Source organism: Streptomyces sp. NPDC001732 (genome assembly GCF_053596315.1).
The window spans coordinates 106,757-121,300 of the sequence record NZ_JBSFFY010000009.1; the positions used below are offsets into that span (position 1 = coordinate 106,757).

The 14,544-nt window shown below is 71.8% G+C and carries 13 protein-coding genes; 6 read left to right on the plus strand and 7 right to left on the minus strand.

Going from position 1 to position 14,544, the window contains the following annotated elements:
- Nucleotides 1-61: 61 nt before the first annotated feature.
- From ACWCXX_RS12615 to ACWCXX_RS12630, 4 genes are all read right to left on the minus strand, one after another.
- A complete protein-coding gene (locus tag ACWCXX_RS12615) occupies nucleotides 62-1,576 on the minus strand; it encodes a GntP family permease (RefSeq protein ID WP_451126326.1) in 1,515 nt (504 codons plus the stop codon).
- 267 nt (nucleotides 1,577-1,843) lie between these two features.
- Complete coding sequence (locus ACWCXX_RS12620) at nucleotides 1,844-2,254, minus strand: RidA family protein (protein ID WP_451126327.1); 411 nt, start codon at nucleotides 2,252-2,254, stop codon at nucleotides 1,844-1,846.
- Between the two features lie 6 nt (nucleotides 2,255-2,260).
- Nucleotides 2,261-3,022, minus strand: a complete 762-nt coding sequence (locus tag ACWCXX_RS12625) for an IclR family transcriptional regulator (RefSeq protein WP_451126328.1) — start codon at nucleotides 3,020-3,022, stop codon at nucleotides 2,261-2,263.
- Entirely contained in the window at nucleotides 3,019-4,023 is a 1,005-nt protein-coding gene (locus ACWCXX_RS12630) for a sugar kinase (RefSeq protein ID WP_451126459.1), read from the minus strand. Before ACWCXX_RS12630 ends, ACWCXX_RS12625 begins: the two co-directional genes overlap by 4 nt.
- A 198-nt stretch (nucleotides 4,024-4,221) precedes the next feature.
- Here ACWCXX_RS12630 and ACWCXX_RS12635 point away from each other — a divergent pair, with 198 nt between their 5' ends.
- Together ACWCXX_RS12635 and ACWCXX_RS12640 are read left to right on the plus strand one after the other, a co-directional pair.
- Nucleotides 4,222-5,562 (plus strand): alanine racemase, encoded by a 1,341-nt coding sequence (locus tag ACWCXX_RS12635; protein WP_451126329.1) that lies wholly within the window; start codon nucleotides 4,222-4,224, stop codon nucleotides 5,560-5,562.
- Nucleotides 5,563-5,762: 200 nt separating this feature from the next.
- Nucleotides 5,763-7,394 (plus strand): N-acyl-D-amino-acid deacylase family protein, encoded by a 1,632-nt coding sequence (locus ACWCXX_RS12640; protein WP_451126330.1) that lies wholly within the window; start codon nucleotides 5,763-5,765, stop codon nucleotides 7,392-7,394.
- 88 nt (nucleotides 7,395-7,482) lie between these two features.
- On the opposite strand, the gene ACWCXX_RS12645 is transcribed toward ACWCXX_RS12640, so the two are convergent.
- Nucleotides 7,483-8,340: a siderophore-interacting protein gene (locus ACWCXX_RS12645; protein WP_451126331.1), complete on the minus strand. Its 858-nt coding sequence runs from the start codon at nucleotides 8,338-8,340 to the stop codon at nucleotides 7,483-7,485.
- 84 nt (nucleotides 8,341-8,424) lie between these two features.
- Between ACWCXX_RS12645 and ACWCXX_RS12650 the strand changes: the two genes are divergently transcribed.
- Nucleotides 8,425-9,240, plus strand: a complete 816-nt coding sequence (locus ACWCXX_RS12650) for a TetR/AcrR family transcriptional regulator C-terminal domain-containing protein (protein ID WP_451126332.1) — start codon at nucleotides 8,425-8,427, stop codon at nucleotides 9,238-9,240.
- Nucleotides 9,241-9,429: 189 nt separating this feature from the next.
- Here ACWCXX_RS12650 and ACWCXX_RS12655 read toward each other — a convergent pair whose 3' ends face one another.
- Both ACWCXX_RS12655 and ACWCXX_RS12660 read right to left on the minus strand, forming a co-directional pair.
- Nucleotides 9,430-10,290: a S1 family peptidase gene (locus ACWCXX_RS12655; protein ID WP_451126333.1), complete on the minus strand. Its 861-nt coding sequence runs from the start codon at nucleotides 10,288-10,290 to the stop codon at nucleotides 9,430-9,432.
- A 201-nt stretch (nucleotides 10,291-10,491) separates the two neighbouring features.
- Nucleotides 10,492-11,358 carry an AraC family transcriptional regulator gene (locus ACWCXX_RS12660; protein ID WP_451126334.1) on the minus strand — a complete coding sequence of 289 codons (867 nt, stop codon included), beginning with the start codon at nucleotides 11,356-11,358 and terminating at the stop codon, nucleotides 10,492-10,494.
- Nucleotides 11,359-11,572: 214 nt separating this feature from the next.
- Here ACWCXX_RS12660 and ACWCXX_RS12665 point away from each other — a divergent pair, with 214 nt between their 5' ends.
- From ACWCXX_RS12665 to ACWCXX_RS12675, 3 genes are all read left to right on the plus strand, one after another.
- Nucleotides 11,573-12,406, plus strand: coding sequence for an arylamine N-acetyltransferase family protein (locus ACWCXX_RS12665; protein WP_451126335.1), 834 nt, complete (start codon nucleotides 11,573-11,575; stop codon nucleotides 12,404-12,406).
- A 404-nt stretch (nucleotides 12,407-12,810) separates the two neighbouring features.
- Nucleotides 12,811-14,022 (plus strand): pyridoxal phosphate-dependent aminotransferase, encoded by a 1,212-nt coding sequence (locus tag ACWCXX_RS12670; protein ID WP_451126336.1) that lies wholly within the window; start codon nucleotides 12,811-12,813, stop codon nucleotides 14,020-14,022.
- A 99-nt stretch (nucleotides 14,023-14,121) separates the two neighbouring features.
- On the plus strand, nucleotides 14,122-14,526 hold the full coding sequence (locus ACWCXX_RS12675) for an SCO4983 family protein (RefSeq protein ID WP_451126337.1): 405 nt from the start codon (nucleotides 14,122-14,124) through the stop codon (nucleotides 14,524-14,526).
- The last annotated feature ends 18 nt before the right edge of the window (nucleotides 14,527-14,544 follow it).

A 14,544-nucleotide genomic window follows, 5' to 3' on the forward strand; every position in this document is an offset into this window, starting at 1 on the left:
GTGGGCAAGGGACACGGATCGGAGGTCGGGGATCAGGGCAGGAGAGACAGGGCCACAGCCCTTAGATCACCAGACTCAGCAGTGCCGCCACCGCGAATCCCGCGACCGACAGGACCGTCTCCAGGACCGTCCAGGACTTCAGGGTGTCGCGTTCGGAGATGCCGAAGTACTTCGACACCATCCAGAAGCCGCCGTCGTTGACGTGCGAGGCGAAGATCGAGCCGGCCGAGATCGCCATGATGATCAGTGCCAGATGGGCCTGCGACAGGCCCTGTCCCTCGACCAGGGGGACGACGATGCCGGCGGTGGTGACGATGGCGACCGTCGCCGATCCCTGGGCGACACGCAGCACCACGGAGATCAGCCAGGCGAGCAGGATGACGGGCAGGCCGACGTCGTTGAAGGTGTCCGCGAGCGCGTCCGCGATGCCGCTGCCCTTGAGGACGGCGCCGAAGACACCGCCCGCGCCGACGACCAGCAGGATGTTGCCGACCGGCTTGAGGGAGGAGGTGGACACCGACTCCAGGGACTTGCGGGACCAGCCGCGCCGGATGCCGAGCAGGTAGTACGCGAGCAGCAGCGCGATCGTCAGGGCCACGAAGGGGTTGCCGAAGAACTCGATGACCGAGCGCGGGGTGGAGGGGTCCAGGGCGATGGAGGAGAACGTCGCGGCGAGGATCAGCACCAGCGGGGTGCCGATGATCGTGAGCACGGTGGCGAGCGCGACCGGCTCCTCGCGCGGGGTGACCCCGGCGGCCCGCTGTTCGGCGGCGACCGCGGCCTTCGCCTCCTCGGCGGCCTCGACCATGTCCTGCGGGACCGCGACGAAGATCCGCTTCCCGATCCAGGCGGCGTAGCCCCAGGCGGCGAGGACGGACGGGATGCCGACGAGGGCGCCCATCAGGATGACCCAGCCGAGGGAGACCTGGAAGAGTCCGGCGGCGGCGACCGGGCCGGGGTGCGGCGGCAGGAACGCGTGGGTCATGGAGAGGCCCGCCAGCAGCGGCATCGCGTAGAGCAGGATCGACTTGCCGCGGGGGGTCCCCCCTGCTCGAGCGGGGTCGAGAGCTTGGGGGCGTTTGGCGGCGGCGTACACGATCGGTGCGAGGACGAAGATGCCGACGTCGAAGAAGACCGGGATGCCGAAGAGGAGGCCGGTCATTCCCATGGCGAGCGGGGCCCGCTTCTCACCGAAGAGGTTCAGCAGGCGGGCGCTCAACACCTCGGCCCCGCCGGAGACTTCGAGGATCGCGCCGAGCATCGTGCCGAGGCCGATGATGATGGCCACGTGGCCGAGGATGCCGCCCATGCCGGATTCGACGACGGAGACGGCGGCGGACTTCTGGACCGTGCCGAAGAGTTCCGTGACGGAGAGACCGGCGCCGAGGCCGACGGCTATGGAGACGGCGAGCAGCGCGACGAACGGCTGCAGCCTGACCTTGATGATCAGGAAGAGGAGGAGCGCGATACCGAGGGCGGCGACGGTCAGCAGGCCGGCGGTGCCGTCGATGAGCAAGAGGAGGCCGCCGGTGTGGGGTGGCGTCTCGACCGGTTGTGGGGAAGCGGCGAGCAACATGGGCAAACTCCGTGGTCGGAGAGGGTTTTTGGGTGCGGTGGAGCGCGGCACGGCGCTTCCGTGGGGCGAAGCGCCGTGCCGTGCGCGATGAGGTGGTGGGGGAGGTACGGCAAACGGATCGGCCTGGTCGGCCAAAGTGGCCCGGTCGGCCGAAGTGACCTGCTCGGCCGGACTGGTTGAAGTGGCCCGGTCGGCCTGGTCAGATCAGTTGGATCAGTTGGATCAGCCGACTCGGCCTGATCGGTCGGATCGGTCGGATCGGCCGGTTCAGCCGAGGACCGCGAGGGCGTCGATCTCGATGAGCAGGCCCTTGGGGAGGCCGACGTAGACCGTCGTACGGGCGGCGGGGGGCGCCGTGAGGTTCTGCTCGGCGAAGTAGGAGTTGTAGATCTCGTTCATCTCGGCGAAGTGGTCCACGTCCGTGAGGTAGACGCGCATCATCATCACGTCGTCCCAGCTCGCGCCGCCCTCCTCCAGGATGGCCTTGACGTTGGCGAAGGTCTGGAGGGTCTGCTCGCGCAGGGTCGGGCCGGCGGGGGTCGGGGCCTGGCCCTCGACGGCGGGCAGGAAGCCGACCTGGCCTGCGACCTGGAGGATGTTCCCCTTCTTCACCCCGTGCGAGAACTTCGCGGGGGGCGTGGTGTGGGTGCTCGGGGTGAGGGCGATCTTCTCGGTCATGGCTGTTCAGGCTTTCTTGGGTCGGGTGTCGGTACCGGAGTACTCCCGGCTGACGGTTTCGGCGGTGCGCCGCACCAGGGGGAGCAGGGTGAGGAGTTCCTCGGCCGTGACGACGACATTGGGCGCGGAGACCGACATCGCTGCGACGACCCGCCCGTCCGCTCCCCTGATGGGGGCGCCGATGCAGTTGATGGACTCCTCGTGGCCGCCGAGGTCGGTGGCCCAGCCCTGTTCGCGGACGACGGTGAGCTCCTTGAGGAAGGCACCGGCGTTCGGGGTCGAACGGGACGTGTACATGGGGTAGTCGAGCTTCTCGGCGACGGCGCGCCGCTCGGGCTCGGTGAGGTCGGCGAGCAGCAGTTTCGCCACGGCGGCGACGGTGATCGCGACGGGCTTGCCGATCCGCGAGTACATCCGGACCGGGTAGCGGCTCTCGACCTTGTCGATGTAGAGGACCTCCTGCTCCTCGTACACCGCGAGATGGACGGTGTGGCCGCAGTTCTCGTTGAGTTCGACGAGGTGGGGGTGGGCGATCTCCCGTACGTCGAGGTTCTCGACGGCCTCCTGCGCGAGGGCGAAGAGCCGGGCGCCGAGGCGGTAGCGCTGGTCCTGCTGGCGGTAGACGAGTCCGTGCTCGTGGAGCGTACGGAGCAGGCGCAGCGCCGTGGACTTGTGGACGTCGAGCCGCTCGGCGACCTGCCCGAGGTCGGCGGGTCCCTGGGCGAGCAGCGGCAGGATGCTCAGCGCCCGGTCTACGGTCTGACTCATGTCGTACGTACCTCCTGGTCCTCCCCCGTCCAGCCGGGGCCGAGACGAAGTCTCCCCCAGGTCCCGTCGTCCAGGGCGGCAAGGGCGTCGGCGTACGCGCGGGCCGGCGGAGCGGTGAGGTCGCCGGGGACGGTGAGGACGGCGGCGGCCATGAGGTGGCCGTGCCGGACCCGGTCGCGCACGGGCAGGCCGCGGAGGGTGGCGGAGAGGAACCCGGCGGCGAAGGCGTCACCGGCGCCGACGGGAGCGACGACGTCGACCTGGAGCGCGGGGACGGTGGTGGTGCCGTCGGCCCCCGAGAAGACCGTGGCGCCCTCCGGCCCCCGCTTCACGACCAGCACCTCCGGTTCCGGCAGGGCCGCGCGGATCGCCTCGGTCCCCCGCACGCCCCACGCCTCCTCCGCCTCGTCCTCGCCGACGAAGACGAGGTCCGCGCCGCGGGCCAGGTCGAGCAGGACGGACGGCTCCGCCCCGTCCCGCCACAGGCCCGGCCGGTGGTTGACGTCGAAGGAGACGAGGGGGCGGCCGGGCCGGGGGGCGGTCAGCTCGCGCAGCAGGGCCAGGCAGTCGGCGGAGAGCGCGGCCGTGATGCCGGACAGGTGCAGGACCCGGCCGGCGAACAGCGCCTCGTACGGGGCGTTGTCCGGGGACATCGCGGAGGCGGCGGACCCGGCCCGGTAGTAGGCGACCTCGTGCACGTCGGCGGCCCGGTCGGTCGCCGTGCGGAAGTAGATCCCGGTGGGCCGCGCCGGGTCGCGTCGCACGGCGGAGGTGTCCACCCCGTATCCGGCGATCGCCTCGACGAGGTGGTCCCCGAAGCCGTCCGCGCCGACCCGGCTCACCCAGGCCGTCCGGTGGCCGGCGGCGGCCAGCGCGCAGGCGACGTTGGACTCGGCGCCCCCGATGCCGCGGCCGAAGGAGGGCACGTCGGCGAGGCGTCCGGGCTGCGACGGCAGGAACGTCACCATGGACTCGCCGAGGCACACGACTTCGGTGGCCATGTCGGCGTCGGCGGTCCTGGCCGGGGTTCCGGGCACTCGGGGCTCCTCGCGAGTTCTGGGGCGCGGTTCGGGTTCTGGGGCGCGGTTCGGTGGCGCGGTTCGGGGCACGACGGGCGGTGTGGTCCGGGGTGCGGCACGGACACGCGCCATTGACCCGGCGTTGGCTCGGATGTTAGACAGCGTCAAGCGATATACGCAATGGGTGTTGCACATGATGCAACGACTACTTCGATCGAGGAGGCCCCCTTGGCCGCCGACCGTTCCGTGGCCGGACTCGCCGACGAGCCGGTCGACCACCGCTTCAAGGCACTTCCCCCCGACGCGGAGGGCCTGACCGTGGGCGCTCTCGCCGCCGAGCGGCGCGACCTCTTCACGGGCGGGTTCACCACCCCGGTGCTCGCCCTGTCCGCCGAGTCGGTCGAGCACAACCTCGCCCTCCTGGAGACGTACGCGGAGCGCCACGGGCTCGCCTTCGCCCCGCACGGCAAGACCTCCATGTCCCCGCAGCTCTTCGAGCGCCAGCTGGAGCACGGCGCCTGGGGCATCACCGCGGCGGTGCCGCACCAGGCCCGGGTCTACCGGGCGTACGGAATCCGGCGGATCTTCCTCGCCAACGAACTGGTCGACGCGGCGGCCCTGCGCTGGCTGGGCGGCGAGCTGGACTCCGACCCGGACTTCCGCTTCGTCTGTTACGTCGACTCCGTGCGCGGCGTCGAGCTGATGGACGAGGCGCTGCGGGCGGCGGGCGCCTCCCGCCCCGTCGACGTCGTCGTGGAGCTGGGCGCGGGCGAGGGCGCGCGCACCGGCGCCCGCACCGAGGCCGACTGCGCGGCGGTCGCCGACGCGGTGGCCGCGACCGGGACCCTGCGGCTGGTGGGCGTGGCCGGTTACGAGGGCGAGGTGCCGGACGCGTCCGGCGAGCGGGTACGGCAGTGGCTGCGCCGGCTCGTCGCGCTGGCCGTCGACTTCGACCGGGCGGGCCGGTTCGCGGCCGTGGCGGCGTCCGGCGAGGAGGTCGTGATCAGCGCGGGCGGCAGCGCGTGGTTCGACGCGGTGGCGGACGTGTTCGCGCAGATCCCGGAACTCTCCGCGCCGGTACTGAAGTTGCTGCGCTCGGGGGCGTACGTCTCGCACGACGACGGCCACTACCGCCACCTCACCCCGTTCAACCGCGTCCCCGAGGAGGGGGGCCTGCGGCCTGCCTTCCGGCTGTGGGCGCAGGTGGTCTCCCGTCCCACTGCCGAGCAGGCGTTCCTGAACGCGGGCAAGCGGGACGCGGCGCACGACCTCGACCTCCCCGAGGCGCAGGTCGTGCGCTCCGGCCGCGACGGCACGGTCCGGCCCGCGACGGGCATCTCGGTCAGCGGCCTGTCGGACCAGCACACGTGGGTGCGCACGGAGCCGGGGGCGGAGCTGGAGGTCGGCGACTGGGTGGGGATGGGGTTGTCGCACCCGTGCACGAGCTTCGACAAGTGGCAGCTGATTCCGCTGGTCGCGGAGGACGGGGCGGTCGTCGACTTCGTCCGCACGTTCTTCTGACCCCGTGATCCCCGGCGGGGTCCGGGGCCCCTCCGGGGGCGTTCCTGGGGGGCGTCCCCTGCGGGGGGCTCTCCCTTCCCCGCCCCTTCCCGTAACCGGGGGCTCCGCCCCCGGACCTCCGCTCCTCAATCGCCGGAGGGGCTTGAACAGCTCCTCGACCACCGGAGGGGCTCGATTCCGCCAGTCGTCAGGAGCCATCCATGGACCTGGTCATCCGCAACGCCCACGTCGTCGACGGCACCGCCGGCCCCGCGCGCCGGGCCGACGTGGCCATCGCCGGCGGCCGGATCGCCGAGATCCACCCCGAGGGCGCACCCGGCCCGCGCCCCACCGCCCGTCGCACCCTCGAAGCCGACGGGCTCGCCCTCTCCCCCGGCTTCGTCGACATGCACGCGCACAGCGACCTCGCGCTGCTCCGCGACCCGGACCACGGCGCGAAGGCCGCGCAGGGCGTCACCCTCGAAGTCCTCGGCCAGGACGGGCTGTCGTACGCACCGGTCGACGACCGGACGCTCGCCGAGGTCCGGCGCTCCATCGCCGGCTGGAACGGCAACGGTGACGACATCGACTTCGACTGGCGCACGGTCGGCGAGTACCTCGACCGGCTGGACCGCGGCTTCGACGGCCGGGGCATCGCGGTCAACGCCGCCTACCTGATCCCGCAGGGCACGGTCCGGATGTACGCGATGGGCTGGGAGGACCGCCCCGCCACCGGCGCCGAACTGGACCGGATGAAGGAACTCGTCGCCCGGGGCATGGCGGAGGGCGCGGTCGGCATGTCCTCCGGGCTCACGTACACCCCCGGCATGTACGCGAACGACGCCGAACTCACCGAACTGTGCCGGGTGGTGGCCGAGTACGACGGCTACTACTGCCCGCACCACCGTTCGTACGGGGCGGGCGCGCTCGACGCGTACGAGGAGATGGTGCGGCTCACCCGGAACGCGGGCTGCGCCCTCCATCTCGCCCACGCCACCATGAACTTCGGCGTGAACGAGGGCAGGGCGCCCGAGCTCCTCGCCCTGCTCGACGACGCGCTCGACGCGGGCGCGGACATCTCCCTCGACACCTATCCGTACACCCCGGGCTGCACGACCCTCGTCGCGATGCTGCCGAGCTGGGCGAGCGAGGGCGGACCGGACGCGGTGCTCGCCCGCCTCGCGGACGACGCGACGGCCGAGCGCATCCGGCACCACATGGAGGAACTGGGCTCGGACGGCTGCCACGGGGTGCCGATCGAGTGGGACACCATCGAGATCTCGGGCGTCGGCACGCCCGCACTCGCCGACCACGTCGGGCGCACGGTCGCCGAGTCCGCCCGGCTGCTCGGCGAGGCGCCCTGGGCGACCGCCCGCAGGCTGCTCGTCGAGGACCGGCTCGGCTCCACGATCCTCCAGCACGTGGGCCACGAGGAGAACGTGCGGCGGATCATGCGCCACCGGGTGCACACCGGCGGCAGCGACGGCATCCTCCAGGGCGACAAGCCGCACCCGCGCGCCTACGGCACGTTCCCGCAGTATCTCGGCCGGTACGTACGGGAGTTGGGCATCCTCACCCTGGAGGAGTGCGTCGCCCGTCTCACCTCGCGCCCGGCGAGGCGACTGCGGCTGACCGACCGCGGGTACGTACGCGAGGGCTACCGCGCCGACCTGGTGCTCTTCGACCCGGCGACGGTGGCGGCGGGCTCGACCTTCGAGGAACCGCGCACCCTGCCGGTCGGCATCCCGCACGTACTGATCGACGGCCGGTTCGTCATCGAGGACGGCCGCCGCACCCAGACACTCGCGGGCCGGGCCGTCCGGGGAGCGGGAAGCACCCGGGGCGGCCTGTGAGACCCCGGCCCACAGGGGCCCGATCCATGAACCCCCTGTCCATGAACCCCCCGGTCCATGAAGCCCCCTGTCCACGAGGACTCCCGGCCTACGGGGCCGCCTCCCCCGCCCCCTCCTCCATCTGCTCCTTCGCCCAGGCCAGGTCCTCCTCGGTCGGGGCGTCGTCCTGGGTGAGGCTGCGCCGCCAGTAGCCGGTGAACTCCACGGCCTTCCTGGGCAGTCCGCGCTCCTCGACCAGGTGGCGGCGCAGGTTCCGTACCGTTCCCGCCTCCCCGGCCAGCCACGCCGCCCCGGACCCGGCGGGCAGCCGGGCTGCCCGCACCGCGTCGGGCAACGACCCGCCCCGGTCGCGGTGCACCCAGTGGACGGTCACGTCACCGGACGAGCCGAGCGGCCGTTCCTCCGCCGCGTCGGCCACCTCGATCCAGGCGAGCGCCCGCCCACCGGCCGGCAGGAACTCCAGGACCGTCCCGATCGCGGGCAGCGCCGTCTCGTCCCCGGCCAGCAGCAGCCAGTCGGCGACGGGCAGCGGCCGGGCGTACGCGGACGACGGACCGACCATGCCGAGCACGTCGCCGGGGCGGGCGCGCCGGCCCCAGCGGACGGCCGGACCGTCGTCGCCGTGGAGCACGAAGTCGACCGTCATCAGGCCGGAACCGGGGTCGTACGCACGGACGGTGAAGCTCCGCATCGACGGACGCTCGGGCTCCGGGACCGCCAGGTACGCCTCGTACCAGCGCATGCCGTACGTGTCGTCGGCGTCCGGCTCCGGCAGCCGGGGGACGTCCTGCCCCTCCCTCGGGAAGCAGAGCTTCATCTGCTGGTCGGGCCGGTCCTCCATGAGCTCCGCCAACGCGTCCCCGGTGAAGGTGACGCGCGCCGTGCGCGGAGTGATCCGCTCCACGCCCACGACTCGTACGTACGACACCGCCAACGCCTGCCCCATCGCGGCCACCGCCCTCTCCGACTGATATTTTACGCCGTAAGGAATTACCCGGGGGAAGTTACTTTACGACGTAAGGAGTCGCAAGTGGTGGTCTTTGCCGGGCAGGGCGACGCCCGCCGGTCGATGTCCCTGCTGTGGCGCGCCGACCGGCCGGAAGAGCCCGGCCGACGCCCCGGCCCCGGCCCCCGGCCGGGGCTGGGCGTCGACGCGATCGTGACCGCCGCGATCGCCGTCGCGGACGAGAAGGGCATGGCCGCACTCTCGATGCGCGCGGTGGGCGAGCGGCTCGGCCGTACGGCGATGGCGCTCTACACCTACGTGCCCGGCAAGGACGAACTGCTGGACCTGATGTACGACGCCGTCCACGCCGAACTGCCCACCCGTTACCCGGACACCGGCGACTGGCGGGCGGGGCTCACCGACTGGGCGCGGGACACCCTCGAATTCCAGCTGCGCCACCCCTGGGTGCTCCGGATCTCCCAGGCCCGCCCGGTCCTCGGCCCGCACGAGTACGCGGGACTGGACACCCTCGTGCGCCTGTTGAACCGGACCGGGCTCGACGCGGCCGTGCTGCGGCGACTGGTCGGGACGCTGTCCCACTTCGTCCGGGGCTGCGCCGGGACGGTCGCCGAGGCACGACAGGCCGCGACGGCGACGGGCGAGCCGGACGAGGAGTGGTGGTTCGCCCGCTCGGCACTGCTGGGCGAGGTGGCGCCCGACTTCGCGGACCGTTACCCGAGCCTGAGCGCGATGGAACGCGCGTCCGCCCCACAGCCCCCGGACACGTCCTCGGCGGAGGTGCCGTACCTGGAGCGCGAGGCGCGGGAGACGTTCGAGGTGGGGCTCGGCGTGCTGCTGGACGGGATCGAGGCGGCGATCCGCCGCGCCGGGACGCGATGAGCCGGGCGGGCCGGGTGGTTCGGAAGGGGCCGGGTGGACCGGCAGGTGCACAACCGCCGCGACACCCCGTCGGGCATCGCGGCGGTCACGCGCTCAAACAGTCACGCGCTCAAGCAGTCACCCACCCGGGCGTTCGCACAGCCGGGCAGTCATACGCTCCGGCAGTCGTGCACCCGGGCAGTCACGCACTCACGGCTTGGGCAGTGTGCATCCCGGCCGGTTGAGGTCGAACTTGTTGCCGGCACCGATGCACGGCACGAGGCCGTAGGTCTGCTGGGCGTAGTTGATGCCCTCGCGCACCGTCACGTTGCCGTTCTCGTCGACCTCGCACGGGTTGTTGTCCGCGCACTCCAGGCCGTCCTCGTTGCCGGTGTTGTTGACGGCGACGACCTTGCCGGTCGCGTTGTCGATCACCGGGGAGCCGGACGTACCGCCGATGGTCTTGCAGGCGGAGGTGTAGCGGACCGAGTCCTTCCAGGTCCACTCCCCTTCCTTGAGGCGGTAGACGAAGCCGTCGACGTTGCAGGAGTACGTGCGCTTCCAGTAGCCGGACACGACCGTGATCGCGGTGCCCTCGACCGGGTGCGCGGCGTTGAGCTCCAGCGCCTTGATGCCGTAGGTGCTCTCGATCTGGGCGTAGGTGCGGGTGAGTTGGTACACCGATATGTCGGTGTCGGTCATCGTCCCGTACGCGATCTTGCTCGCGCGCAGGGTGCCGACGCCGCTGCCCGAGGCGTTCAGCAGGGTGAAGCTGCGGGTGGACGGCCGGTCGAACACGACCTCGCCCGGCCCCGGGAATCCGGTCTCCATGCAGTGCCCGTTGGAGAGCACGAGCGCGGGGTCACCGGGCTGGGAGTCGGGCGTGCGGACGACGGAGCCGGAACAGTTGCTCAGCGCCACGGTTCCGGCGAAGTCGACCGCCTTGGGCCCGACCTTCTCCTTGACGGTGCCGGGTGACGCGGCTTCGTGAGCGGTGGCCGCGGTGGCCGGTGCGACACCCGCTCCGAGGAGCAGAACGGCGAACAGCGCACCGACGAGAGGCTTTTTCATGTGGGGGTCCCCTCCAGGCGTATGTGCAGGGTCCGATTGGCCCCTGCAACCGAAGTTCCTTCGGTTTTGACATGCGCATGTTGCGCCTACTGGAGGGGGCCCCACAAGGGGTGGTTTCAAGCCGCCCTCAACTCCCTTGCCCTGATGCGGACTTCGCGTCGGGCTTCGAGTCGGGCTTCACCCCGGCCTTCGCTCCGGGCTTCAGGAGGCGGCCGGTTCCACCGGGATCCAGAGTTCCGCCTCGGCCTGGGTGCCGTCCGGCGAGAGCCTGGTGCGCAGGATCTCGGGGCCGGGCCGGCTCCGGTAGGGGTTGGACGGGAACCACTGCGTGAACACGTCCCGCCACAGGTACTGGAGCGCCTGCGGGAAGGGGCCGGAGTTCTCGAAGACGGCCCAGGAACCCGCCGGGACCACCAGCGCGTCCAGGTCGTCGGGCACGTGCGCGCCCGTCACCACGCCGTGGTAGTAGTCGAGTTCGGTCCCCTCCGCACGGCTCTCGGCGAGCTTGTCGCTCACTCCGACGATGCCTTCCGGCCGCTGGTCCGACAGGGCCGCGATGCGGTCCATGGCCTCCTTGCCGATGCCCCGGACGAACTCGGCGATGGCCGGGTTCATCCCCTCGTGCACCAACGGGACCCGCGCCTTCTTGCCCACCACACGGAACTCCCCCTTCTCCACGATCCGGTATCGCATGCTGCTGCTCCCCTCGATCACGAGCCGGAAGGACATCCGGGGCTGCGAACGCAGAGCCGCACCGGCCCGTCGGGCCTCACCCGGACCGATGCCGTGCATGGCCCGGAACGCCCGCGCGAACGCCTCCCCCGAGGAGTAGCCGTACCGGACGGCGATCTCCAGCAGTGTCCGCTCCCCCATGAGCACTTCGGCCCCCGCGAGCGTCAGCCGCCTGCGCCGGACGTACTCCGACAGCGGCATCCCGGCCAGCGCGGAGAACATCCGCCGGAAGTGGTACTCCGACGTCATGGTGATCCGCGCCAGCTCGGTCACCTCGATCCGCCCGTCGAGACGGCCCTCGATGTGTTCCATGGCCTGGTTCAGCTTCTCCAGCACCCCGGACTCCTTCCCTGACGAACTCCCACGCTAGGAACGACGCACCCCCTCGGACCCGACATCCTGTGCCCGGTGCGGTCGGGTCGGGCCGGTTCGGTTCGGTTCGGTTCGGTGACCACGGCGACGGCCCGCTCCGGGCCTGGGTCCCGAGTACCGGACCCTCTCCGTCCCTGGCCCGAGGTGGTCGGCCGCCCCGCTGCGTACTGTCGGGGGCATGACCTCCGACCGCGAGCACCTGTCCGACCTCGACGCCTACCTCGGCCGCATCGGCTGGAGCGGGAAGCGCGAGCCGACCGCGGAAGTACTGCGCTCCGTGCACCGCGCCCACGCCCTGGGCATCCCCTTCGAGAACCTGGACCCGGTTCTCGGCAGCGCGCCCTCGCTCGCGATCGCCGACCTGGAGGCGAAGCTCGTGCACGGCCGGCGCGGCGGGTACTGCTACGAGCAGAACACCCTGCTCGCCGCCGCGCTGACCGCGCTCGGGTTCCGGGTCACCCGGCTGTGCGCACGGGTGGTGCTGGGGGCCCGGCCCGGCGACGTCCGGCCGCGCACCCACATGCTGATGTCGGTGCGGGTGCCGGGCGAGCCCACCCCGTACCTGGCCGACGTCGGCTTCGGCGCGGCCGGTTCGCTGCTGGAACCGATCCCGCTGGCCGCGGGCGCCGAGGTGCACGACGCCCCGCGCCGCCACCGGCTCGCGACCGTCCCGCACGACGGACCGCTGGAGTTGTGGGAGCTGCGGACGCACACCGCCGACGGGACCTGGCAGCCGCAGTACACCTTCACCCTGGAGCCCTTCGAGGCGCCGGACTACGAGGTCATCAACTGGCACATCGCGACCAACCCGCGCTCCCCGTTCTCGTCCGGGGTGTACGCCCTGCGGACCACCCCGGGCGCGCACCTGTCGCTGACCGGCCGCACGTTCGCGGTCACGGCCGACGACGGCAGTCGCGAGGAGCGGGAGCTGGCGGACGGCGACGAGGTGCTGCGGGTGCTGGCCGGCGAGTTCGACATCCACCTGCCGCCGGGCACCCGACTGCCGGAGTGACGCCCAGGCCCCCCGGGACGGCAGAGGCTGCCGGGCCCCAGCCGGACCGCTGGGGCTACTGGGGCTATTGGAGCCGCTGGGGCTGCTGGGGTCGCTGGGGTCGCTGGGGTCGCTGGGGCAACAGAGGCGGCAGGGGCCACCGCCTCATCCTCCGTCCGGCTCCGCCCCGGCCACCACCCCGACCCTCGTTCCGGCCACGTGGCCCATCTCACCCGTCCGTGTCCGTCACGCCCCCGTTCCACCGCATTCGAAGCCCCGCCCCCGTCCCCGCCCGGCGTTCCCACGGTCCGGGGCGACGGGCGCATGGCTATGGAAGACACGTCCGGCGGAGCGGACCACCCGGGCGGGCCACCCCGGGGCGGAAGCTCCGGCGGGGCGCGGGGTGCGGTCGTAAGCTCCCAGGCATGCAGGTCATCCAGTCCACGAAGCTCGCCAACGTCTGTTACGAAATCCGGGGCCCCGTCCTGGAGGAAGCGATGCGGCTGGAAGCAGCCGGTCACCGCATCCTCAAGCTGAACACCGGCAACCCCGCCGCGTTCGGTTTCGAGTGCCCGCCCGAGATCCTCGAGGACATACTGCGCAACCTCTCCGGGGCGCACGGCTACGGCGATGCGAAGGGCCTGCTGTCGGCTCGGCGGGCGGTGGTGCAGCACTACCAGACCAAGGGCATCGACCTCGACGTCGAGGACGTCTACCTGGGCAACGGCGTGTCCGAGCTGATCCAGATGTCGATGCAGGCGCTGCTCGACGACGGCGACGAGGTGCTCGTACCCGCCCCGGACTATCCGCTGTGGACCGCCTCGGTGTCGCTGGCCGGCGGCACGGCCGTGCACTACCGGTGCGACGAGCAGTCCGACTGGATGCCGGACCTCGCCGACATCGAGCGGAAGATCACCGACCGCACCAAGGCGCTGGTGATCATCAACCCGAACAATCCGACGGGTGCGGTGTACGACGACGAGATGCTGCGCGGGCTGACGGAGATCGCCCGGCGCCACAACCTGGTCGTCTGCTCCGACGAGATCTACGACCGGATCCTGTACGACGGCGCGACCCACACCCCGACCGCGACGATCGCGCCCGACCTGATGGTGCTCACCTTCAACGGGCTCTCCAAGAACTACCGGGTGGCCGGTTACCGGTCGGGCTGGCTGGCCGTCTGCGGCCCGAAGGCGCACGCCTCCTCGTACATCGAGGGGCTGACGATCCTCGCCAACATGCGGCTCTGCGCCAACATGCCCTCGCAGTACGCCGTGGCCACCGCGCTCGGCGGGCGGCAGTCGATCGACGACCTGGTGCTGCCGGGCGGGCGCATCCTGGAGCAGCGCGACACGGCGTACGAGCTGCTGACCCGGATTCCGGGCGTGACCTGCGTGAAGCCGAAGGGGGCCCTGTACCTCTTCCCGCGCCTGGACCCCAAGGTCTACAAGATCAAGGACGACCGGCAGATGGTCCTCGACCTGCTGCGGGCCGAGAAGATCATGGTGGTGCACGGGACCGGGTTCAACTGGCCGGAGCCCGACCACTTCCGGGTCGTGACGCTGCCCACGACCGAGGACCTGGCGGACGCGGTCGACCGGATCGCCCACTTCCTGGACGGGTACGGCCAGCCGTAGCGGCCGGGGCGGCGGCGGACGATTCCCGGGTCGATCCTGGACAACTTTAGACTGAATCCAATGTAGGATGGTTCCACAGCAATACGCAGGAGGCCATCCATGTACGAACCGATCCGCGCCAAATCGGTCCACACACCGGCCGACCACGCCGACGACTTCCCGCACCGTTCCCGCGAGGAGGAGCTGGACATCCAGCTCGCCGGGCATCTGGCCGCGCTTCTCGCGGTCACCGACGAACTGGACCTCGGCGAGGCGGGCGACCGCATCGCCGAACAGGTCGCCAGGCTGCGCGGTGCGCCGCCCGCCCGGCAAGCCGGTCGAACCGAAGCACCCGCACCCGCGCTGCACCGCCGCGCCCACGCCCTCGCGGGCCGTGCGCTGGTGGTGGCCGCGTCCCGTGCCGACACGGCCGCGGCGATCCTCGCGGCCGAGCGCATGGACGCCCACGCGGCGGCGGTCGCCGCCGCTCCCGCCACCTCCACGCGGCTGGTCGGCGCCCACTGACGGCCCCGGTCCACGCGC